This is a genomic window from Synechococcus sp. CBW1004 (assembly GCF_015840715.1).
Classification (GTDB): domain Bacteria; phylum Cyanobacteriota; class Cyanobacteriia; order PCC-6307; family Cyanobiaceae; genus Cyanobium.
In genome coordinates this window covers 2,378,327-2,398,693 of record NZ_CP060397.1, presented here as the reverse complement: position 1 = coordinate 2,398,693, position 20,367 = coordinate 2,378,327, and the positions used below count along the sequence as shown (strand labels likewise).

Here is a 20,367-nt window from a genome sequence, read left to right as displayed (position 1 = left end):
GAATAATTCAGCGCAGTTTATGGAGGTCTTCATCGTTGCATCTGTTTGGTTGCACGGTTCAGCGGCCGGCTGGCCGGGGTGCTGCCGGCGGGTTTGCCGCTGGAGGTGCCGTGGAGCCCTGAGGTGTGGCGGGGGGCGCCCCTCCCTGGGCCGGTTGGGCCGGGGGTGTGGCCGGGGGGCTCCCCGGTTGCGCCGCTGGGGCAGGCGGGGGCGGGTTGGCTGGATCGGTGGGGGGCGGCGCCCCGGGGGCCGTGGTGCCGGCTGGTGAGGCGGGTGCCCCCGGTGCGGCGGGAGGTGCCGTCGGCGGCGTGGTGCCAGCTGCCGCCGGGCTGGCCTGAGCCTCGCCGCCGCCGGGTTTGCCGTACACCCGCAGGCTCAGCTTCATCGACACCTCCTGCGCCGCCGGTCTCTTCGGGTCGGTGCTGGCGGGCGGGGCCTCCAGCTTCAGATCGCTCTGGATCACCAGCAGGCTGAGCGATTCCAGCCGCCGCAGAAAGTTCAGCAGGTTCGGGTAGCGGCCTCGTAGCGAGATCAGCATCCCCTGGGGCTGCAGGCCCGCCGTCTCCAGCGGGTTCGGAGGGGGTTGCTGATTGGGATTGCCTCCGCCCGATGGCGTGGGCGCGGCCTGCGCCGGCGGAGGCGGTCCGCCCGTCTGAGGTTCATACAGATCCAGCCGCACGTCGGCCTCCTTCGCCTCGCGGTCCAGCACCGCCAGCAGCGTCGAGACATCACCGCTGCCGGCGATCATCCGCAGCAGCTTGTCGCGCTGCTGCAGCGCCTTCTCCTGCTGCAGGTCCTGGGCGCGCAGCTGCTGGCGGACCAGCGACACCTGCACCTGCAGATCCTCCAGTTCCCGCACGCGACGGGTGTCCCGCTGCAGCGTCTGCCACAGCGGCAGCAGCACGGCGGCCGCCAACACCAGCGACAACACCCCCAGGGCCGCGGCCGGGGCACCGAACCAGAGGCGTCGCAGACCCTGCGGCGAAAGGATCGAGGCACCCTGCTGAAGATTGGTCATGGCAGGAGTCCCTCCTTCTGCATCAGCTCCAGACGGCGGGCCATGCCCGCCGAGCCCAGTTCGCGCAGCACCTGCAGCAGCCGGCCGCTCTCCAGCGGTGCGAATCTCGCCGTCACCTCGAACTGCACGGGGGTGGGGCCGCCGGTCGGTTTGTCACCCGTTTCGGGTTTGCGTTCCAGCCGGCTGAGAGTGATGCCCTGCGGATCCAGCAGCGGCGAACGGCCCAGCTCCAGCTCGAGGGCGTTGATGCGCTCGAAGGCCTTCGGGTCGCTGGCGAGGCCCTTGAGGCTGAGGTTGGCGCTGCCGGCCTCGGCGCTGAGCAGCTGCACCCCCTCCGGCGTGCGCAGCTGCAGATCCGCCATCAGCGCCGAGGTGGGCCGCACATTGCTCAAGGCCCCGGAGAGCTGCTGATTCACTTCGGTGACCGCCGCCAGCTGCTTGTTGCGGCTGGTCAGCTGCTGCTGCAGCGCCGCCGCCTCCTCTTCCACCTGATCGAGCTGGCCCATCTCCGCCTTGATCAGCTGATGGCGCAGCCACACCAGCGCCGAGATCCCCATCACCACTCCCAGCAGCACCGCCCCGGCACTGGTGCCCTGCAGCAGCAGGCGGCGACGTTCAGCCAGCACCGCGGCGATCGTCTGCTGGCCGATCTTCTGGCGTGTTTCGCGCAGCAGATCCAGCACGGGCCAGTCCTCCGGGCCGCCGTTGGCACGCGTGCCCGGGGCCGTTCCGCTCCGCTTCCTCGGGTCAAGACCGGACAGTTTCTCCAGGCTCAGGGGGCTCATCGCCTTCCCTCCCGGATCGCCAGGCCCTTGAGCAGCAGCGAGCCGAACGGGGCGATCTCCAGCTCCTCGGCCTCCACCTCCAGGGCGGCCTCCAGCTCAGCACGGTCGTTCAGGGGTCCCGTGAGCAGCAGCCGCAGGTGACGCAGGCCGGGCTCCTGGCGGTGGTAGAAGGCCAGGCAGCGCTGCAGCTCCTCGATCAGCTCGATACCTCCGAGGGGCAGTGCGCGCTCGAACACCGGAATGCCGCGGTGGAACAGCCACAGCAGGCAGTCGTTCTCGTAGGGGACCAGCACCGCCATCAGATCCGTCTCCTCACAGCTGCGCAGCGGCTCCTCGAGGGCCGCCAGCAGGCAGCCCTGGGCCGGTGCGAGGCGCTCCAGCTTGACCCCAGCCAGACGGAATACATCGATCCAGCCATCCACCAGCCGCCGGGGTGAGGCCACCAGGAGCATCTCATCGGGCTGGCCGGGCAGGGGGTGCAGATCGAGGACAGCTTCGGCCAGGCTGAACGGCAGGTTCAGGGGGGGATCGAGCAGGCGCAGCGCCTCGATCGGGTCCTCAGGGGGTTCGGGGAAGGGACGCACCAGCACACGCCAGTGGCAGGCCTCGAACGGCAGAACGGCCAGCACGTACGCATCGAGCTGCCTCTCACTCAGCAGCAGGTCGCCGACCAGATCAGCCAGGGAGTCTTTCTCCAGTGGCAGTCCGTCCCGGCAGGTGAGGGCGGGCAGGGGGGCCTGCAGGCCGAGCGGACCGGGCTGGTCGTCATCGTGCAGCACCTGCCCGCGCAGACCGCTGTCACGGATTTCCAGCAGAACGAGTCGAGGAAACAGCTGGGCCGTCAATGGCCTCAGCCGCTCCTGCAGATCTTCAAGTACCCCTTCGAATGCCAACCCTTCGGACCATGCCCGGAAAACTTACAGGCAATTCACGCCCAGGGCTGACCGCAGCCAACCGCCTCGCCGATCGTGCGCAGTCCGTGATGATCCAGCTGGCGTAAAAGTCCTTGGAGGATCTGTGGCACCAGGGCAGGCCCTTCGTAGATCCAGCCGGTATAAACCTGCACCAGTGAGGCACCTGCGGCGATCCGCTCCCAGGCCGCCTCGGCCGAGTCGATGCCGCCCACACCGATCAGCGGCAGAGCCGGCCCGGCCGTGGCCCGCAGGCGCCTGAGCACCTCCAGTGCCCGAGGCCGCAGCGGGCGCCCGCTCAGGCCGCCGGCCTCCTCGGCCAGGGTCAGGCCGCTGCCGGCCAGGCGGCGCTCTTCCAGCCCGAGCCGATGCTGGCTGGTGTTGACGGCGATCACACCGGCCAGTCCCTCCTCATAGGCGAGGCGGGCGATCGCGTCGATGGCATCGTCCTCCAGGTCCGGGGCGATCTTCACCAGCAGTGGCGGGCAGGCGGGCAGCCGCCGCAGGCGCTCCACCAACCGGCGCAGCTGGCTCTCCTCCTGCAGATCGCGCAGGCCGGGGGTGTTGGGTGAGCTGACATTGATCACCGCGTAGTCCGCCAGCGGCGCCAGCAGGGCCAGCGAGGAGGCGTAATCGTCCGGGGCCAGCTCGAGGGAGGCGCTGCGCGACTTGCCGATGTTGAGGCCCAGCACGGCCGGCCGCCGGCCCGGTGGTGGCAATGCCTGCCGCTCCAGGGTGCGTCGCACCGCCTGGGCGCCATCGTTGTTGAAGCCCATCCGGTTCAGCGCCGCCCGCTCCGCCGCCAGCCGGAACAGGCGCGGCCTGGGATTGCCCGCCTGGGCCTGCCAGGTCACCGTGCCCAGCTCGGCGAACCCGAACCCGAAGCGGTCCCACACGCCGGCCGCCACACCGTTCTTGTCGAAGCCGGCGGCCAGTCCCAGCGGGTTGCTGAAGCGGCAGCCGAACAGGGTCTGCTCCAGGCGGGCGTCACGGACCTGCAGCTCAGCCGCCAGGCCCTGCAGGGTGTCGCGCACCAGCGGCCAGTCGCGCCTGAGGCTCACCTGCGCCAGGGTCGCCAGGGTCAGCTGGCTGAGCCGCTCGGCATCCGCGCCTTCGTCCTGCAGCAGCAGCGGCCCGACGAAGCGTCGATAGAAGGACGTCGTGACGCCGCTGGGCGCCGCCGGGCCTTCGGGGGATCTCGTGGCGTCGCCGCCGGGATCGTCCTGCTCCATCACCGGCCGCCTCACTCGCGGGCCTCCAATCCTCCCGCGTCGCGTTCCAGGCGCCAGCGCCCCTCGCCGGCGGGTTGCACCCGCCAGTCGCGCCAGGTCCAGGCCTCGCTGCGGGTCTCCAGCGTTCGCAGCGGCATCTCCACCAGCTGGGCCAGTTCCAGCAGCGTCAGGGAGTAGCCGCCCCGGGCCAGGCGCTCCGCCGCCTCCAGGCGGGTGAGCAGGGCCTGCAGCGGGGCCGGGGCCAGGTCGTGGGGGGCATCGTCGCCGGCCCCTGCCTCCGCCGTGCCCGTCCCTGGGGTCGCCTGCGGCCCAGGCCCTGTTGCGCTCCCCGGGGCGCCGCCGGCCCGTGCCGCCGGGCGGCCAACTGTCCGGGGCGAGTCGGCGGCGGTCTCGCTGGCCAGCTGGGGCCGCTGGCCGCGGGCGAAGGCCACGGCGATGGCGTCACAGCGGTCGTTGTCGGCATCGCCGCTGTGGCCGCGCACATGCACCAGGCGCACATCCGCCAGTCGGGCCCGCTCCAGCCCTTCCCACAGATCGCGGTTGAGCACCTGGCCGCCGGAGGCGGTGCGCCAGCCCTTGCGCTTCCAGCCCGGCAGCCATTTCTGCAGGCCATCGATCAGATAGCGGCTGTCGGTCCGGATCACCAGCTCCGGATGGCGAGGCAGCTCCCGCAGGGCTTCGTACAGCGCCAGAGCCGCTGTCAGCTCCATGCGGTTGTTGGTGGTGGCCGGATCGCTGCCCCCCAGTTCCCGCACGGCCCCACCCTCGAAGCGCAGCAGGGCGCCCCAGCCACCCGGGCCGGGGTTGCCGCTGCAGGCACCGTCACAGGCCGCGGCGATCACCCGGCGGGGCTGGTCAAGCATTGCTTTTGTTCTGGGAGCCGGTTGAATAAGCCGCCCCACCCGGCCAGGCCGGGCTCGCGGAGACGGCACCATGGCCCGAAACTACCCGCTGACGCCGGCAGCTTCCCGACGACCCGTCGCGTTCATCCGTCCACTCCGGCCCCTGCTGCTGACCGCGGCCGGCGTCGCCGGTCTGGCGGCGCTGTCGGCGAGCGGCGTGCGCGGGCAGGATCTGTTCGCCGCCCAGCCCCTGGAGGACACCCGCTTCGCCGTCCTGGGCCGCCCCATCGGCAGCGAGGACTGGGGCCTGCTGGTGCTCGAGCAGGTGGCGGCCGCACCCCGCTGCTGGACCGCCCGCCCCGATGGACTGGTCGACCCCAGTCTCAACCGTTTCAACTTCACCGGGATCTGCAGCCGCTACATCGACAGCAACGGCTACTCGCTGCGGATCGGAGAACAGGATCTGGCCAGCAGTTACCGCCTCCGGCTGGTGCAGGTGGGTGAGGAGCTGCGCCTGCAGGCCAGCAGCGTCAGCCATCCCACCGATCTGCTGGTGGGCCGGGGCCGGGTCCCCCTGCGCGATCGCGACGGCTTCGTGCAGCTGACCCTCGAACCCGGCTGGTCGCTGCAGCGGCGCACCTATCAGGGCCGCAGCCTCAGTCATGTCTATTTCGCCAACGGTGAGACCCTGCCTGCTCTGCTGGCCCGGCTGCAGCCGCCACCCGAGCCCGTCGCAACGGCAGGTGCCGGCCGCGGTTCGACGCTGCTGTCCCGCCTCGGCAGCGTCGGGGCCAACCGCGACGCTCGTGGTGCTTCGTTCGGGGATGTGGCTGATCGCGGCGCCGTGGCTATCCCTGGCCGGCCGGTGCCTCTGCAGGTGATTCCCTTCCGGGACTGAGTCCGCTCCAGGTCAGGGAAGGTCGGCGGGCGGGCGCGATCGGCGGCCTGCATCATCGAGGTGTGCACGTGCTCGCAAGCGGCCCCCTCCCCTGTCGTTCTGCGTGCCGTGCGCACGGCCTGCGCTGCCCCGTCAGGTCCGCGGTGTCCCACCGATGTCCTCCGTCCCGCTGCGCCAGAGCAGGCGGGACACTTGGGATGCCGTCCCGCGACCCCTGTCGGGACCTGGATCGTGCCCGTTAAGGTTCCGTCGTGTGAGGAGTGAGGAAGCAACCGACGGGGTCGAAACGAGGACAGACTCCCGAACGTTGTTTCCATCGCCCAGAGCCCTGCCTTCGGCGGGGCTTTTTTCTTGGCTTCATGCCGCCCTGTCTCCCGGTGCAGCGGTCGCATTCCTTTGGCCTGCCGGCGGCGGCAGATGCAGGATGACGGTCGAGTGATGGCGCTGTGGATGAACGGACCTGAGGCATGGATTCAGATCGGCAACCTCTTCGCCTACCTGGCGATGGGCCACTGCGTCGCGGATTACCCGCTCCAGACCGACCGGATCGCACGCGAGAAATGTCCTGGCTGCAGCAGCACGATCGACTGGCGCTGGTGGCTCACCGCCCATGCCGGCGTGCATGCCTTCTTCGTGGTGCTGATCACCGGGCTGCCGCTCCTGGGCCTGGGTGAATGGCTGCTGCATGCCCTGATCGATCTGGGCAAATGCCGGCGCCGCTACAACCTGGCCGTCGATCAGGGCCTGCACCTTCTCTGCAAGCTGCTCTGGGCCGCCCTGGCGGTGTTCGCCCTGGGCTGACGGCCGATCCCCGTTGGTGAGGCTCCGGAAGGGCGTCGCCGCGTGCCGTTCAGAGCGCCGCCGTCTCGCCCGAGCCGTCCTGCAGGTAGGTGGTCTGCTCCAGGCTGGCGCGCAGGTGGGCCATCAGCCGGCGGGCGTCGCCGATCGCCAGGCTGCCGCGGCCGATGGCGGCCTCACTGGCGAGGCGCAGGCGCTCCAGCAGCAGCTGCGGGTCATGTTCCATCGCCTGCAGCACCTCGGCATTGGTGTCGCCGCGCACCACATGATCGATGCGGTAGCGGCCCGACTCGCCCAGGCGGATGTGGACGGCGTTGGTGCTGCCGAACAGGTTGTGCAGGTTGCCCATCACCTCCTGGTAGGCGCCGCCGAGAAACAGGCCGATCCAGTAGGGCTCGCCGGGCCGCAGGGCATGCAGCTCCAGCAGCGGCTTGGCCTGGCCCCGCCCGGAACGCCCGACCGGATCGATGAAGCGGGCGAACTTGCCGTCGGAATCGCAGGTGAGGTCGGCGAAGCTGCCCAGCCTTGCGGGTTTCTCACCCAGTCGATGAATCGGCAGGATCGGGAACAGCTGATCGATCGCCCAGGTATCCGGCGCCGAGCGGAACACCGAGAGGTTGGCGTAGTAGGTGCCGGCCAGGGCGGCTGGTAGTGCCTGGATCTCTTCCGGCAGGGCGGTGTCCGTCGGCATCCGCTGCAGCCGCGCCGCGATCGCCTGGCAGCAGGCCCAGGTGAGCTGCTCGGCCACCGCCCGCTGCGGCAGGCTCAGGTAGCCCAGCCGGAAGGCGGCCAGGGCGTCCTCCTTGAACTTGAGCGCGTCGTTCCAGGCCTCCTGCAGCCGCTCCGGCAGCTGGGCGTCGTCGTCGGCCAGCGCCATCAGACCGGCGTGGGTGTCGCGCAGGTTGCGCAGGATCAGCGGCTCCTGCTCCGCCGCAGCGGGTACCGCGCCGGGCAGGGCGCCGGCCCCGAGCACGTCGAACACCAGCACCGAAAAGTGGCTGGCGATCGCCCGGCCGCTCTCGCTCACCAGCGTCGGCACCGTCACCCCGTGCGGTTCGCAGCACTCCCGGATCGTCGCCACCACGTCGTTGGCGTAGTTCTGCAGCGAGTAGTTGGTGGAGGCCGCCGTGGCGGTGCGGCTGCCGTCGTAGTCGATGCCCAGGCCACCGCCCACATCCAGGTAGCCCATCGGCGCCCCCAGGCGGGTGAGCTCCACATAGATCTGCCCGGCCTCCTGCAGGGCGTCCTTGAGCACGGCGATGTCGTTGATCTGGCTGCCGACGTGGAAGTGCAGCAGCCGCAGATCCTCAAGCAGGCCGGCCTGGCGCAGGGCCTCGACCGTGGCCAGCAGATCGGGGATCGAGAGGCCGAACTTGGCCCGTTCGCCCACCGAGCTGCCCCAGCGGCCGGTGCTGCGGGTCGAGAGCCTGGCGCGGATGCCGATGTACGGCGCCGCCCCGAGCTCGCGGCTGGCGCTGATGATCCGCTCCACCTCATCGGCCTGCTCGATCACCAGCACCGGCCGGCGGCCGAGACGGCGGGCCAGGATCGCCGTCTCGATGTAGCGGATGTCCTTGTAGCCGTTGCAGATCAGCAGGGCCTCGGGGTCGTCGAGCAAGGAGAGGGCGATCAGCAGCTCGGCCTTGCTGCCGGCTTCGAGGCCGAAATGCCAGCGGCGGCCGCTCTCCACCAGCTGCTCCACCACATGGCGCTGCTGGTTGCACTTCACCGGGAAGACGCCCTGGTAGCGGCCGGCGTAGCCGTACTGGGTGATCGCCCGCTCGAAGGCGGCATGCAGGCGCTCGAGCCGGTCCTCGAGGATGTCGTCGAAGCGGATCAGCTGCGGCAGGCTCAGATCGCGACCCTGCAGCTCCTTCACCAGCTCCACCAGATCGAGCGAGCCGCCCCGCTCGCCGCGCGGCTGCACGATCACGTGGCCGCGGGGTCCGACCGAGAAGTAGGGGTCGCCCCAGCGGTCGATGCCGTAAAGGGCGGCGCTGTCGGCGGTGCTCCAGCTGTCGCTGTTGGCCGCCTGGGCGGTCATGGTGCCGGTGGGGTTGGCGAGCACCATCAGGCCCTGATTGCGGTGAGTGGCGATCGGGGGAATCTAGTCAGGGGTGTCCGTGCGCTTCAGGCCATGGCAGGCCCACCGTGGCGATGTGACGGCGCAGACCCTCGTGCCGCAGGCTTTCCCAGTGGGTGACATCAACCAGGTACGGGGTTGGAAGGTCCTCAAGGGCGCCGGCCAGGGCCGCACTGCAGTCGTGCGGGGCACTGAAGGCCAGATCGATGTCGGAGCCGGGTCGGTGTCGACCCATGGCGCGCGAGCCATAGAGCTTCACCCAGCGGATCTCAGGGAAGCGGCGCAGCACGCTGTTGATCTGCTCCACGGTGCAGGGCGGCAGGTCGCCCAGCGCGCTGATCTGGCTCATCGCTGTCTCTCCAGGTCGGCGGCCAGATCCAACAGCGCCGGCGCGAACCGGTCCTGAATCAGTGCCAGCGCCTGCCGGGCCCGTTTCACGTCGTAGGCGTGGGCCATCAGGTTGCGCTGCTCCAGCATGTCAATCCAGAGCTGGCCATCCTGCAGCAGCCCGTTGGCAAAGGCCTGCAGAGTACGCCGGACGAACAGGCCCAGCTTGATAGCATAACTGATAGCACTGCAGTCGACATGGCTCAGATCCTGATTCGCCAGCTGGAGGAGCGCGTGGTCGAGATCCTGCGCGCCCGGGCCCAGCGCCGCGGGGTCTCGCTGGAGCAGAGTCTGCGCGACCTGCTTACGGCAGCCGCCGCCGAGCAGGACGACCTGAGGGGGCGCCTGGCTGAGCTGCGCCGCCAGACCCCTGCCTCCGGGCGGCAGCTGGATGTGGCGGCCCTGATCCGCGAGGGGCGTGAGCAGCGCTGAGCCCGGCCTCTGGGTGGTGGATGCCTCAGTGGCATTCGGCTGGTTTGTGGAAAGTCCCGCCAGTGCGCCGGCGGTGCGGCTGCTGGAGTCCTGGCCCCCGGCCCGGCTGCTGGCCCCGGAGCTGGTGTTGGTGGAGCTGCTCAACGCCGGCTGGAAGGCCTGGCGCGCCGGTGCGATCAGCGAGGAGCAGTTCGAGGGCATCGCCGAGCTGGCCCCGCGCCTGTTCTCGGAGCTGGTGCCCGCGGCGGCGCTGTTGCCGGCCGCCCAGCGCTGGAGCCGGCGCCTGGATCATCCGGCCTATGACTGTCTCTACCTGGCGCTGGCGGAAGCCCGTATGGGCCCACTGATCACCCAGGATCAGCGTCTGCTCAGCAGGCTGCGCCGCGATCCGCACGCCGCTGGGATGGCCGTGGATCTCACCGACCTCTGAGCGGAGGATGGGGATCCGCCCGCAAGGGTCTGCATCAGCCCTTGCAGCAGAGCACCGGCCCAGCATCGCGACGCAATGATCTGCTGTTGCTGCCCCTGGGAGCTGAAGCATCCCCCGTCGATCTGGACCTGGTGAGCAGCCTGCGGGATGTGCTGCCGTGGGCGCTGCGCTGCTTGATGGCAATGGGTTGATCACCCTGCTCGATCCCTCCCGGAACAGCGATGCCGATCGGCTCGCCTTGGCTGACCCGTGTCAATGACGTAGACGGCTCGCGAGAGCAGCAGGCCATGGGCAGGCCTCGGGAACGGCACTGGCCACAGGGAACTCGCATGGCGGCGATCAGCGCATCAGCCAGACCAGTAGGAGGGCCAGCGACAGCTGCGCTGGCTGCGGCGGTTTCGGCCGGGATACCTCAGACAGCTTCCAACGATGAGTACATCCGCGAGATGGCGGGGGGATGGGGATGGCTGAGGCGTGGGTGGCTCCTGCGTCAGTGATGTGTGGGCGGCAAGGAGCGCACCACGACCAAAAGCAGTACGCTCTGACGTACGGGCAGCAGGAACGCCATGGCCACTGTTTCAGCCACAGAAGCCCGCAAGCGGCTTTACGCCCTGATCGATGAGGTGGGTCAGTCCCACGAGCCCGTGCAGATCACCGGCAAGCGGGGCAATGCTGTCCTGCTCTCCGAAGACGACTGGCGCGCCATCCAGGAGACCCTGCATCTGGTCTCGATTCCAGGCATGCGCGAATCGATCCTGGAAGGCATGGCCGCCGATGCCTCCGAGCTGAGCAGCGAACCGGGCTGGTGAGCTGGACGGTTCTCTTCACCAAGCAGGCCCAGAAGGACGCCCGCAAGCTCGCCTCGGCTTCTCCGGCGCTCAAGCAGAAAGCCCAGGCCCTGCTGGATCTCCTGGCCGTTGACCCCTATCAGCAGCCACCGCCCTATGAAGCCCTCGTCGGGGAGCTGCGCGGAGCCTGCTCACGGCGCATCAACATCCAGCAACGGCTCGTTTACCAGGTGCTGGAGGAGGAGCGGATCGTGAAGGTGCTGCGCCTCTGGAGCCACTACGAGTAAACCCGGTTCAAGCATCAGGCGCCGGGCTCATCCCAGAACGCCCGCATGGTCTCCACGCCAGTGGTCGGTTGCTCGGGCAACGAGCCACGGAGGGCTGCCAGCTGGGGCAGCAGGTCATGCACGTTGCAGCGGGGCACCAGCTCGGCGAGGGGTTTGCAGCGGCGGGTGCTCACCACGGCCTCGCCGGCCTCCACCGCATCCAGCAGGCTGGAGAGCTGGGTCCTGGCTTCCGCCACCGTCGCCTGCACCGAGGCCGTTGACCAGCTATCTGACCAACCCTGGGGCGGGGGTGTGACCTGGCGGGTCCTCCGATGGGGCCATCCGGAGTCCTGTCCATGAACGTGATCGTGGCCAACCTCACTCTTGCCATCGATGACGACCTGCTCCGCAGGGCCAGGGAGGCAGCACTCAGGGAAAACACCATAGTGAACCCCTTGGTGCGTGACTTTCTGTGATCGGGGGGATGCAGATCCGCAATCCTCTTCTGGAGTGAGCAGGGCACGATCTTCTGCGGCCGTGGTCTGGAACCGACCTCGCTGGGCTGCCCGTCTGTGGCCCCTCTGGCTGACAGGCCCCACGGACCCGCGCCACTGTGGGGGCCACTGTTTCTGCAGCATCCCGTGGCCTTGCCTTCACGCCGCACCCTGCTGCTCGCGCTGGCCCTGGCGCCGCTGGCGCTGCGGATGACGGCGCTTGCCGCCGGGCGCGATCCCCAGGTGGTGGCGGTGCCGTCGCGCCCTGCCTTCGTGCAGCTGCCCGGTCGCGCCGAGCGGCAGGCGGTGGTGGGCCAGTCCCTGCTTCCCGACACGGTGCTGCGCACCCGCACGCCGGGGCGGTTGCAGGTGCGCCTGGCCGATGGCCGCAGCTTCCGCATGGGGGGCGACGCTCTGCTGCGCCTCGACCGCGATGCGCTGGCGCTGCAGCGGGGCCAGCTGATCGCCTGGGTGAACCCCGGTTCCAAGGGGCAGGGCACGCTGCGGGTGCGCACCCGGGTCGCCACCGCCTCGATCGAGGGCACCACCGTGTTCCTGGAGGTGGGAGAGCGCGAGGTGAAGGTGTTCAGCTGGGAGGGGCGGGTGCGGGTGTCCACCGGCGCCGGCACCGGCAAGGGCTTCGTGCTCGAGGGCGGCCAGGAGCTGCTGTTCCGTGACGGCACCTGGCAGCCCCCCCGCCGTCTCAGCCGTGAGGAGGCGCGCACCCGTCTGTCCCGCAGCCTGCTGCTCAACGACTTCCCGGCTCCGATGGAGACGCTGCCGCTGATCCGCCGCACACTCGGCCTCGGCCCGCAGGCGGCTGCGACTCCGGCCGCCCCGTCTGCGCCGACACCCGTCGCTGCTGCTTCGCCCGCTGCGGGCCGGTGAGCCGCCGGCGCGTCCCGTGGGGCTGGCGACCAGCCGCCGGGGCCGGCCGTCAAGGGCCGCAGAACAACAGGGGCGATCTGCCTCGCTGGCGGGCCGTGGCGGGGGCCCCTGGTCGTCGGCTCGGGTGGCAGCGCGATGCGTCCGCTCGTCGTGGCCCCCTCGCTGAGCTGCCGCCCTGGCTGCGCCTGTGGCGCCGTGGGGCGCGGCGTGCCTCGACGGTCACCGCCGCGGGGGGCGGCCGGGCTCCCGGCTGGAGGGCGTTGGCGACCCTGGCCCTGCTGCTGCCGCTGGTCTCGGCGCTGCCGCCGCTGGCCGGCGCGCCGCCGGGTCGCGTTCTGGTGGCTGTCGACAGTCAGCTGTTCGCCTGGGCCTTCCGTCTGCGCGGCGTGCGTCCCGCCCCTGTCGACCCGCTGATCCTGGCGATCGATGCCGAGTCGCTCGCCCTGGCCGATCTGCTCTCGCCCGAAGAGCGCGCCGCCTCGCCGCTGCTGCGGGCCATGGGGCCGTGGCCCTGGCCGCGGGCTCTGCAGGCGGAGCTGGCCGCCTGGGTGCTGGAACGGGGCGCCGCGCAGGTGGTGTTCAACATCGTCCACAGCCAGCCGAGCCGTTTCGGACCCGCCGACGACCGGGCCTTCGTGGCGCGACTGTCCCCCTGGCGCGACCGCCTGGTGCTGGCGGTGGCGTTCGCGCGCAGCGTGCAGGACGGGGTGGAGAGCCGCAGGCTGCTCGGCCCGTCGGCGGCGGCCTGGCCCGCTGGGCGCCTGCCGCGGCTGGGCCTCACCACCCTGCTGCAGAGCCCCCAGGGCCTGAGCGAGGCGATCCCCGGTCGCGCCTGGTGGCAGGAGAACCTCGCCGGTTTCGCCTCACCCTGGCCCCGGCCGCTGCCCTATGCCCTCACCACCACGCCGCTGCCCGAGGCACCGCTGCTGATCGATTACCCGGGGCCTGCCGGCACGATCGCCCGCGTCAGCGCCTGGCGCATCGAGCAGCAGCCCGCTGCGCTCTGGCGCGGCCGCACCGTGATCCTCGGCGCCACCGCACCGGAGCTGGGCGACCAGCAGGAGACTCCCTTCGGTCCCCAGAGCGGCACCGACATCGAGGCCGCAGCCCTGGCCTCCGTGCTGTCGGGATCGGGGCGCTGGCCCCTGGGCACCGCCGGGTCCATCGTTCTGCTGTCGCTGTGGGGGCTGCTCAGCTGGGTGCTGCTGCGCCGCGGCGGGCAGTCCCGTCAGACGCTGGCCCTGGCGTCGGCTCTGGCGGCCGGCGCCCTGCTGCTCAGTGCCGTCGCCTGGGGCCTGGCCCGCCGTCAGCTGCCCGTTTCGGCCCTGCTGCTGGCGCCGCTGCTGGCGGGGGCCACGCGGGCCGGCGGTCAGGGGCTGCGCGAACAGCGCGAGCGGGCCTTTCTGCATCAGCTGCTGGCGCGGCGCATCTCGCCGTCGCTGCTGCAGGACATCCTGCGCCAGCCCGGCCCGATCTGGACCCAGGTGGGCGGCAGCCGTTGCCGCTGTGTGGTGCTGTTCACCGATCTGGTGGGGTTCACGGAACTGAGCGCCCGCCTGGAGCCGGCGCCGCTGTTCGCCCTGCTCAACCGCTACTTTGAGGCGATCGCGGCGGCCGTGATCGAGCAGCAGGGCCTGGTGGACAAGTTCATCGGCGATGCGCTGATGGCCGAATTCGGGGTGCCCCGCAGCCGCGGTGACGCCATCGAGGCGCTGGCGGCCGCGACCGCGGCCGTGGCGATGCAGCGCCGTCTGGCCGTGCTCAACGGCAACCTGGAACAGCAGGGCCTGCCGACGCTGCGGCAGGGGATCGGTCTGCACGTCGGTGAGGTGATCGCCGGCAACCTGGGCAGCAGCCAGCGCCTGGAATTCACTGTGGTCGGGGCAACCGTGAACCTGGCCTGCCGCCTGGAGGCGCTCACCCGCCGCTTCCCGGAGCATCCGGTCCTGATCAGCGCCGAGCTGCGCGCCCTGTTGCCGCCCGACTGGCCGGTGCTGGATCTGGGCGAGCAGCGGCTGAAGGGCTGGCCGGAGCCGGTCGCGGTGTTTGCCCTTGGGGATCCAGGTGCTGACGGTGCCCCGAACGGGGCGGCGGGGATGGGCCAGGGCGCGGGTCCCTGATCGGCGCGGCCATCGATGCCCGCGTGGCGCGCCGTGGCCCGGTGCGGTCCTGGCCTGCGTCGGTGCGCTCCGGTGCCCTGGCCCGGCCTGGCCCCGCTGCCCTGCCGGCTCCGCCTCTCTCCGCCGGGGGGCTTCCTCTCGGCTTACGCGCCAGCGGGCTGTGCCGGCGCCCATGGGGCCCAGGGCCGGCGCGCTGCTGCAACCTGGGTCCATCCGCAGCGTGATGCGGCCTTGCTTGCCAACCGGCAGGGCTGACCAGGACGATGGCCCATTCCACTTGTAAAGGACACCATGGCCGCCGAGCGCACCTTCATCGCCATCAAGCCCGACGGGGTGCAGCGGGGCCTGGTGGGCGAGATCCTCGGTCGCTTCGAGCGCAAGGGCTTCAAGCTGGTGGGCCTCAAGCAGCTCACCCCCAGCCGTGAGCTGGCCGAGAGCCACTACTGCGTGCACCGCGAGCGCCCCTTCTTTGCTGGCCTGGTGGAGTTCATCACCAGCGGCCCGGTCGTGGCGATGGTGTGGGAAGGCGATGGCGTGATCGCCAGCGCCCGCAGGATGATCGGCGCCACCAAGCCGCTGGAGGCCGAGCCCGGCACGATCCGCGGCGACTTGGCCGTGAACATCGGCCGCAACGTCATCCACGGCTCCGACGGCCCCGAGACCGCCCTCTTTGAGATCGGTCTGTGGTTCCAGCCCTCCGAGCTGAGCGACTGGACCCCTTCCGATCAGGCCTGGCGCATCGAGGGCTGAGCCTCCGGTCGCGCCAGGGCCTGCAGCAGCAGCCGGGCCGAGCCGGGATTGGTGGCCAGCGGCACGCCGCAGACGTCGCAGACGCGCAGCAGGGCTGCGACATCCGCACTGTGCGGCTGGCTGCTGAGGGGATCGGGGAAGAACAGCACGGCCGCCACCAGGCCGGCCACCACCAGCGATCCCACCTCCTGATCACCGCCGAGCGGGCCAGAACTGACGCGCCTGCTGACGCGAAGGCCCAGTTGTTGTTCAAGCAATGTCCCGGTGTGGGCGGTGGTCAGCAGAGGTCGGCTCTGCAGCAGGTCCACCCACTCACCCGCCACGCGCAGCAGATCAGGCTTGCGTCCGTCATGGGCCACCAGGGCCACGTAGCCGTCCTGATGAAACTGTCCCTGCAGGCGCTGCATCGCCAGACCAGCCAGGCCTTCGATCACGTGGTGTCCCTGTTCCGGCTGGGTCGCTACCCAGCTCCAGAGGTCCTTCACGTCGATCCGCCGCAGTCGGCAGGCTTCAAGGCAGCTCACCCGGGCCCGTGCCGGCTGCGCCGAGAGAAACGACATCTCCCCAACCAGCGTCGCCGCAGGCAGGGTGAGGCACGTGCCCATGGCCAGATCCACCTGCAGGGCGCCCTGCTCGAGAAGGAACACGCCACCGGGTGGTTGCCCCTGTTCCAGAAGTGTTGTGCCAGGCTCGCGATCTTCGGGTTCCGCCAGGCTGAGCAGCGTTTGCCAGAGGCAGTTGTTGATGGGTGCGGGGTTGTTCACGACCTGGCTGCGATGGCCTCCCAGGCTGGCGAAGGCTCCCGGGAGCTGACCGCTGCTGCCAGCGGAACGCGACCTGTCCGAGGGGAGCCGGGTTGCGAGGCGTCCCCACGGTCCTGGAGGTCGAGCCTGGCAAGATCCGCGTTGATCTGGCCGTACACATCGGCTGCAACGTGATCCACGGTTCCGATGGCCCCTGGACCGCTGTGTTCGGGAGCCGCGGCCTGCGGTTCCAGGCTCGGAGGTCAACGACTGGACCCCATCCGATCAGGCCACCAGCAGCAGCAACTGCCTCCCTGGCAGCAGGCGCCTGAAGTCGCGGTCAAAGGTCACCAGGCATTCCTGGCGGGCGAGCACAGCGGCAGCGATCCAGCCTTCGCTGATCGCGTTGCCCGTCAGCTGGTGCTCATGGCAGAGCGGTTCGAGTAGCGGCCATTCCTTCCCCAGCGTCAGCAGCTCCACTCCCTCTGCCTGCAGCAGGGCTCCGAGAAACGCGTGGGCCGCCTCCGACGGTGTCGGTTCGACGAACACGCGTGGGTGGGTCACCAGGCGTAGAAACCCGGCTGTCACCATCGGCAGCAAACGCAGGCGCTCGCCCTGTGCGCAGCTCTCCAGCGCCTCGTTCAGCCAGGCGAGGGCCGTCAGGTGGTGCGGATGATCCGAGCGGGAGGCCGCCACCAGCACGTTCACATCCGGCGTCATGGTTCCAGCAGGCCATCGGCCGCATCAAGAAGCGAGCGGTTGCTGCAGGGGTCGGCGACCGCGGCACTGAGGCCGCCGCGTCCGTCATGCACCGGCAGGGGGCGCCGGCCGGTTGGGCTGCTCTGTCCAGTGCCCTGTCGCAGCCGCAGGGCCAGCCCCTGTTCGATCAGGCGGGTGAGGCTGAGACGCTCACGGGCGGCCAGGGCCTTGGCGGCTGCCAGCAGGTCGTCATTCAGATCGAGCGTCGTACGCATGCCGGTTGTCATGCAGATTTCTGCAGGCTAGTCGGGTCGCGCCGAGCTCGGTTCGCCCGGTTGTCCCAGTGGCAGCCGCCCGGCGCAGGCCTGATCCATCGCATGCAGGTAGTCGGCAGGCGCCAGTTGGGCCATCAGCCGCGCCTCCGCCTCCCGTTGCCGCTGCTCGGGGCTGACCAGCAGCTGGAGCTCACGCCGGTCGGTGCGGCTCAGGCGCGCCTCCGGGTTCGCCGCCGGCGGCCAGGGCGTTCCCATCAGGCAGAGGCTCTGCACAAGATGCCAGCCCTCATGGCGCAGGGTGAGGCTGCGGTCCCCCCGTGCGCACACCACCACCTCCCGGCGCCCCCGCACGTAGAGGCCGTACAGGTTGCGTTCGCTGCAGCGCGGGTGGCTCTCCACCACGGTCACGCCCCGCTGCTGGAAGCCGGCGGCCAGAAGGTGCCAGGTCGTCGGGTCGGTGCGGGGAGTCGACCGCGGCAGAGAGAAGGGCAGGGGAATCAGGAAGGCCAGCAGCGCCAGGCTCCTGGTCGGCCCGCCCCGTGTCGCAGGCCGGAGCATTGACGGGTGCAAAAAGGAATCGGGGTGTCCACCGGCATGATCCGGCTTGATGATCCCCAGCACGCCGTGGGAGCCCGCCCTCGCCCGTGGGGTGGTGGGTTCGGCTACGCGGCACGTCGCTCCATTCTCCTCGGCCTTCCCGCGATGGTGCCGCGTCCTGGCTCAGAACGTTGTCCGGTGATGGAGAACGGGTTGGCAGAGGGACCAGAGCGAGGGCCCGCTGATGTGGACGTCTCCGGGACGCCTGATCGCTGCCCCCTCAGCCCACCGGTTCAGGCCGACGCTGCGGCCGCAGCGCCGCCCATACCCGGCCGCTCCCAACCCAGCTTCCGCTCCAGCTTCTGGATCATCATTCCGGCCAGATCCTTGCCGGTGGCAGTTTCGATCCCCTGCAGTCCGGGGCTGGAATTCACCTCCAGTAGCAGCGGGCCGCGATGGGAGCGCAGGATGTCCACGCCGGCCACATCTAGGCCGAGGGCCTTGCAGGCCTTGATCGCCAGCTGCTTCTCCGCCGCTTCGAGCTGCACCGCCCGCGCTGTGCCTCCCTGATGCAGGTTGGCGCGGTACTCGCCCGCGGCAGCCCGGCGCTCGATCGCGGCCACCACCTTGCCGCCCACCACGAAGCAGCGCAGATCGCTGCCGCCCGCCTCCTTGATGAACTCCTGCACCAGCAGGTTGGCGTCGAGGCTCTGCAGGGCGTTGATCACGCTCTCGGCGGCCTTGTCGGTCTCCGCCAGCACGACCCCCTTGCCCTGGGCGCCTTCGAGCAGCTTCACGATCAGGGGGGCGCCGCCCACCATCCGGATCAGGTCGACGGTGTCGAGCGGGGAATCGGCGAAGCCGGTGATCGGGGTGTTGAGCCCACAGCGCACGAACTCCTGGGAGGCGAACAGCTTGTCGCGGGAGGCAGCGATCGCCTTGGAACTGTTGAGCACCTCCACCCCCATCGATTCGAACTGGCGGGTCACGGCACAGCCGAAGAAGGTCACGCTCGGGCGGATCCGAGGGATCACCGCATCCACGGGGCCGAGAACTTCGCCGCCGCGGTAGTGGACTTCGGGATTGCTGGGATCGAGCCGGATATAGCACTGCCGGATGTTGAGGAACTGCATCGAATGGCCACGTTCCTCTCCGGCCTCGATCAGGCGCCGGTTGCTGTACAGATCAGGATTGTTCGCCAGCAGCACGATGCGCAGGCCACTGCGGCGTTGCTGGGTGTGCGCATAGAGGGAGCGCAGCTCCTCGGGGCTGATCTCCCTGAGGTGGTGGCTGCCGGCCGGGTCCACCAGGATCCTGTCCACCATCGCTTCGCGTCCGAGCAGCATCCGATACCCCATCGCATCGCGGTTGGCGAGCGTGAGCTCCACGGGCCAGCTCTGTTCGCCGAGCACCAGCCGCTCACGGATCACATAGCGGCTCTCGACGCTGCCGCTGGTGCTCTTCACCTCCCGGATGGCCACAACCGGGGCCTCGTGCCGGACCAGCACCGACCGATCGCCCTGCAGGGGATGCACCTCGAAGCTCACCCAGGTGCGGCTGTCCCGCTCGAAGGGGTGGATGTTGATCGCATGCAGGGCGGATGTCGCCGCACCCGAATCGACCCGGGCCTTGATCGCCGGCAGACCGATCTCCGGGAAGCTGCACCATTCCTCGCTGCCGACGATGATCTTGCCGCCGAGGCTGGTCATGCTGCGCTCCAGGGAGTGGTCCTGCGGGACGGTGACACTCTGCTCTCAGAAGTCTCAGAGCGTCTGTGTCGCCGAACAGCTTCCGGGGGGTTGGGGGCGTTGATTCCGCCCGTTGCCTCAGGCCCTCCGGTTCAGGCCGGTTCCCGATGCGTGGGTGTCCTGGTCGCGTCGCGATTCCAGCGGAACGCCTCCACCAGATCCTGTTCCTCCTGCGCCAGCGTCCCCCCGATCACCCCTGCGACCAGCTCGGCCGTGATCGCCGCCAGCAGCACGCCGTTGCGGTGATGGCCTGTCGCCAGCCACAGCCCCGGGATCGGGCTCGCGCCCAGCAGGGGGCCCTCGTCGGGGGTGCAGGGGCGGAAGCCCCACCAGCGCTCCATCGGTGGCCAGCCGGCGGCCTCGGGCAGCAGCGCCTCGATGCCGCTCTGCAGCTGGCGCTGGCCCGCCGGTGTCAGTCCTTCGCAGAAGCCCGCTTCCGGTTCGCTGGTGGCGCCCACCACCACCAGGCCGTCCTGTCGCGGCACCAGATAGGTGCCCGGGCCGAAGATCACCCGGCTCAGGGCACCGCGGGGAGCCTGCAGCGACAGCATCTGCCCCTTCACCGGGAACACCGGCAGCTCCGGCAGCAGCCGGGCACTCCAGGCGCCGCAGGCCAGAACCGCCTGGGTGGCCTCCAGCGTGCGCCGCTCCCCCTCCGCGGTGCGCAGCCTGACGGCCCGCAGGCTGCCCGATCCATCGCGCTCGAGGCCCTCCACCTCCGTGCCCTCCTGAAAGTGCACGCCCAGCGCCACACAGGCCCGCTCGAGGGCCCGCATCAGCCGGCGGCGGTTGTCGATCTGGCCGTCCTGGGGGAAGAGCCACCCCGCCTGCCAGCGGGGACCGATGCCCGGCAGTTCCCGCTCCAGGCCAGCGCGATCGAGGGGCTGCCCGTATGGGCCGGTGGCGAACCCGTCGCGCTCGGCCGCCGAGGCGAACGGCACGACGATGCCGCACTGGCGCAGGCCGCAGCCCAGGCCGCTGTCGCCCTCCACCGCCGCCACCCAGGCCGGCACCCGCTCCAGGCCGGCCTGACCCAGCCGCAGCAGATCGCCGGCCAGCCCCTCGGCATGGGGCGCCAGCATCCCGGCCGCCACAAAGCCGGCCGCCTCGCTGCGGCGGCGGCTGAGCACCTGCACGGCCCGGCCGCGGCGGGCCAGCTGGTGGGCGATCGCCAGGCCCATCAGGCCGCCGCCCAGGATCAGCACTCGCTCCGCCATGCCCGCTGTTGGATGCTCGCCCGATG

General features: G+C 70.5%; 25 protein-coding genes and 2 pseudogenes. 11 read left to right on the top strand and 16 right to left on the bottom strand.

Going from position 1 to position 20,367, the window contains the following annotated elements:
- Positions 1–58: 58 nt before the first annotated feature.
- The 5 genes from H8F25_RS11425 to H8F25_RS11405 all read right to left on the bottom strand — a co-directional run bounded on the left by H8F25_RS11425 (position 59) and on the right by H8F25_RS11405 (position 4,809).
- Positions 59–1,018 (bottom strand): hypothetical protein, encoded by a 960-nt coding sequence (locus H8F25_RS11425; protein WP_197210515.1) that lies wholly within the window; start codon positions 1,016–1,018, stop codon positions 59–61.
- Positions 1,015–1,803, bottom strand: a complete 789-nt coding sequence (locus H8F25_RS11420; protein ID WP_197210514.1) for a PilN domain-containing protein — start codon at positions 1,801–1,803, stop codon at positions 1,015–1,017. The genes H8F25_RS11425 and H8F25_RS11420 overlap by 4 nt, the downstream gene beginning before the upstream one ends.
- A complete protein-coding gene (locus H8F25_RS11415) occupies positions 1,800–2,648 on the bottom strand; it encodes a hypothetical protein (protein ID WP_197210513.1) in 849 nt (282 codons plus the stop codon). Before H8F25_RS11415 ends, H8F25_RS11420 begins: the two co-directional genes overlap by 4 nt.
- An 83-nt stretch (positions 2,649–2,731) precedes the next feature.
- Complete coding sequence (locus H8F25_RS11410) at positions 2,732–3,946, bottom strand: quinone-dependent dihydroorotate dehydrogenase (protein ID WP_197210512.1); 1,215 nt, start codon at positions 3,944–3,946, stop codon at positions 2,732–2,734.
- An 11-nt stretch (positions 3,947–3,957) separates the two neighbouring features.
- Positions 3,958–4,809 (bottom strand): ribonuclease H, encoded by an 852-nt coding sequence (locus H8F25_RS11405; protein WP_197210511.1) that lies wholly within the window; start codon positions 4,807–4,809, stop codon positions 3,958–3,960.
- A 70-nt stretch (positions 4,810–4,879) separates the two neighbouring features.
- Here H8F25_RS11405 and H8F25_RS11400 point away from each other — a divergent pair, with 70 nt between their 5' ends.
- Positions 4,880–5,686 (top strand): DUF3747 domain-containing protein, encoded by an 807-nt coding sequence (locus H8F25_RS11400; RefSeq protein ID WP_197210510.1) that lies wholly within the window; start codon positions 4,880–4,882, stop codon positions 5,684–5,686.
- Positions 5,687–6,136: 450 nt separating this feature from the next.
- Positions 6,137–6,487 carry a DUF3307 domain-containing protein gene (locus H8F25_RS11395; RefSeq protein ID WP_197210509.1) on the top strand — a complete coding sequence of 117 codons (351 nt, stop codon included), beginning with the start codon at positions 6,137–6,139 and terminating at the stop codon, positions 6,485–6,487.
- A 49-nt stretch (positions 6,488–6,536) separates the two neighbouring features.
- Here H8F25_RS11395 and speA read toward each other — a convergent pair whose 3' ends face one another.
- The 3 genes from speA to H8F25_RS17770 are packed head-to-tail and all read right to left on the bottom strand — an operon-like array spanning position 6,537 to position 9,044.
- The gene (gene speA / locus H8F25_RS11390; protein WP_197210508.1) at positions 6,537–8,555 is read right to left on the bottom strand and encodes a biosynthetic arginine decarboxylase; all 2,019 of its coding nucleotides are present in this window, start codon (positions 8,553–8,555) and stop codon (positions 6,537–6,539) included.
- Between the two features lie 40 nt (positions 8,556–8,595).
- Positions 8,596–8,916: a nucleotidyltransferase domain-containing protein gene (locus H8F25_RS11385; RefSeq protein ID WP_197210507.1), complete on the bottom strand. Its 321-nt coding sequence runs from the start codon at positions 8,914–8,916 to the stop codon at positions 8,596–8,598.
- A complete protein-coding gene (locus tag H8F25_RS17770) occupies positions 8,913–9,044 on the bottom strand; it encodes a nucleotidyltransferase substrate binding protein (protein ID WP_231596789.1) in 132 nt (43 codons plus the stop codon). Before H8F25_RS17770 ends, H8F25_RS11385 begins: the two co-directional genes overlap by 4 nt.
- A gap of 108 nt (positions 9,045–9,152) precedes the next feature.
- Between H8F25_RS17770 and H8F25_RS17765 the strand changes: the two genes are divergently transcribed.
- The 5 genes from H8F25_RS17765 (at position 9,153) to H8F25_RS11360 (ending at position 10,891) form a co-directional block, all read left to right on the top strand.
- Positions 9,153–9,386 (top strand): hypothetical protein, encoded by a 234-nt coding sequence (locus tag H8F25_RS17765; RefSeq protein ID WP_231596788.1) that lies wholly within the window; start codon positions 9,153–9,155, stop codon positions 9,384–9,386.
- Positions 9,373–9,816 carry a type II toxin-antitoxin system VapC family toxin gene (locus tag H8F25_RS11375; RefSeq protein WP_231596787.1) on the top strand — a complete coding sequence of 148 codons (444 nt, stop codon included), beginning with the start codon at positions 9,373–9,375 and terminating at the stop codon, positions 9,814–9,816. Before H8F25_RS17765 ends, H8F25_RS11375 begins: the two co-directional genes overlap by 14 nt.
- A gap of 41 nt (positions 9,817–9,857) precedes the next feature.
- Positions 9,858–10,007: a hypothetical protein gene (locus tag H8F25_RS11370; RefSeq protein ID WP_197210504.1), complete on the top strand. Its 150-nt coding sequence runs from the start codon at positions 9,858–9,860 to the stop codon at positions 10,005–10,007.
- A gap of 375 nt (positions 10,008–10,382) precedes the next feature.
- Complete coding sequence (locus H8F25_RS11365; protein WP_197210503.1) at positions 10,383–10,625, top strand: type II toxin-antitoxin system Phd/YefM family antitoxin; 243 nt, start codon at positions 10,383–10,385, stop codon at positions 10,623–10,625.
- Entirely contained in the window at positions 10,622–10,891 is a 270-nt protein-coding gene (locus tag H8F25_RS11360; protein ID WP_197210502.1) for a Txe/YoeB family addiction module toxin, read from the top strand. Before H8F25_RS11365 ends, H8F25_RS11360 begins: the two co-directional genes overlap by 4 nt.
- 14 nt (positions 10,892–10,905) lie before the next feature.
- On the opposite strand, the gene H8F25_RS11355 is transcribed toward H8F25_RS11360, so the two are convergent.
- Positions 10,906–11,127, bottom strand: coding sequence for a type II toxin-antitoxin system Phd/YefM family antitoxin (locus tag H8F25_RS11355; RefSeq protein WP_197210501.1), 222 nt, complete (start codon positions 11,125–11,127; stop codon positions 10,906–10,908).
- A 384-nt stretch (positions 11,128–11,511) separates the two neighbouring features.
- Here H8F25_RS11355 and H8F25_RS11350 point away from each other — a divergent pair, with 384 nt between their 5' ends.
- The 3 genes from H8F25_RS11350 (at position 11,512) to ndk (ending at position 15,122) form a co-directional block, all read left to right on the top strand.
- Positions 11,512–12,252 carry a FecR family protein gene (locus H8F25_RS11350; protein ID WP_231596786.1) on the top strand — a complete coding sequence of 247 codons (741 nt, stop codon included), beginning with the start codon at positions 11,512–11,514 and terminating at the stop codon, positions 12,250–12,252.
- A gap of 95 nt (positions 12,253–12,347) precedes the next feature.
- Positions 12,348–14,372, top strand: coding sequence for an adenylate/guanylate cyclase domain-containing protein (locus H8F25_RS11345; RefSeq protein WP_231596785.1), 2,025 nt, complete (start codon positions 12,348–12,350; stop codon positions 14,370–14,372).
- A gap of 291 nt (positions 14,373–14,663) precedes the next feature.
- Positions 14,664–15,122 carry a nucleoside-diphosphate kinase gene (gene ndk / locus H8F25_RS11340; protein ID WP_197210500.1) on the top strand — a complete coding sequence of 153 codons (459 nt, stop codon included), beginning with the start codon at positions 14,664–14,666 and terminating at the stop codon, positions 15,120–15,122.
- Here ndk and H8F25_RS11335 read toward each other — a convergent pair.
- Entirely contained in the window at positions 15,098–15,886 is a 789-nt protein-coding gene (locus H8F25_RS11335) for a methylglyoxal synthase (RefSeq protein ID WP_197210499.1), read from the bottom strand. The genes ndk and H8F25_RS11335 overlap by 25 nt on opposite strands.
- Before the next feature lie 113 nt (positions 15,887–15,999).
- On the opposite strand from H8F25_RS11335, the pseudogene H8F25_RS11330 reads away from it, so the two are divergent.
- A pseudogene (locus H8F25_RS11330) lies at positions 16,000–16,157 on the top strand (nucleoside-diphosphate kinase); the annotation flags it as partial.
- Here H8F25_RS11330 and H8F25_RS11325 read toward each other — a convergent pair.
- The 6 genes and pseudogenes from H8F25_RS11325 to H8F25_RS11305 all read right to left on the bottom strand — a co-directional run bounded on the left by H8F25_RS11325 (position 16,151) and on the right by H8F25_RS11305 (position 20,341).
- The gene (locus H8F25_RS11325; protein ID WP_197210498.1) at positions 16,151–16,585 is read right to left on the bottom strand and encodes a TA system VapC family ribonuclease toxin; all 435 of its coding nucleotides are present in this window, start codon (positions 16,583–16,585) and stop codon (positions 16,151–16,153) included. The pseudogene H8F25_RS11330 and the gene H8F25_RS11325 sit on opposite strands and share 7 nt — an antisense overlap.
- Positions 16,582–16,851 carry a hypothetical protein gene (locus H8F25_RS11320; protein WP_197210497.1) on the bottom strand — a complete coding sequence of 90 codons (270 nt, stop codon included), beginning with the start codon at positions 16,849–16,851 and terminating at the stop codon, positions 16,582–16,584. Before H8F25_RS11320 ends, H8F25_RS11325 begins: the two co-directional genes overlap by 4 nt.
- Before the next feature lie 15 nt (positions 16,852–16,866).
- Positions 16,867–17,397, bottom strand: a complete 531-nt coding sequence (locus H8F25_RS11315; RefSeq protein ID WP_197210496.1) for a hypothetical protein — start codon at positions 17,395–17,397, stop codon at positions 16,867–16,869.
- Between the two features lie 272 nt (positions 17,398–17,669).
- Positions 17,670–18,593 (bottom strand): 30S ribosomal protein S6--L-glutamate ligase, encoded by a 924-nt coding sequence (rimK, locus tag H8F25_RS11310; RefSeq protein WP_370525884.1) that lies wholly within the window; start codon positions 18,591–18,593, stop codon positions 17,670–17,672.
- Positions 18,594–18,731: 138 nt separating this feature from the next.
- Positions 18,732–19,085: pseudogene (locus H8F25_RS18180) on the bottom strand (ATP-dependent zinc protease); the annotation flags it as partial.
- Positions 19,086–19,216: 131 nt separating this feature from the next.
- The gene (locus H8F25_RS11305) at positions 19,217–20,341 is read right to left on the bottom strand and encodes an FAD-dependent oxidoreductase (RefSeq protein ID WP_197210494.1); all 1,125 of its coding nucleotides are present in this window, start codon (positions 20,339–20,341) and stop codon (positions 19,217–19,219) included.
- Positions 20,342–20,367 lie beyond the last annotated feature (26 nt).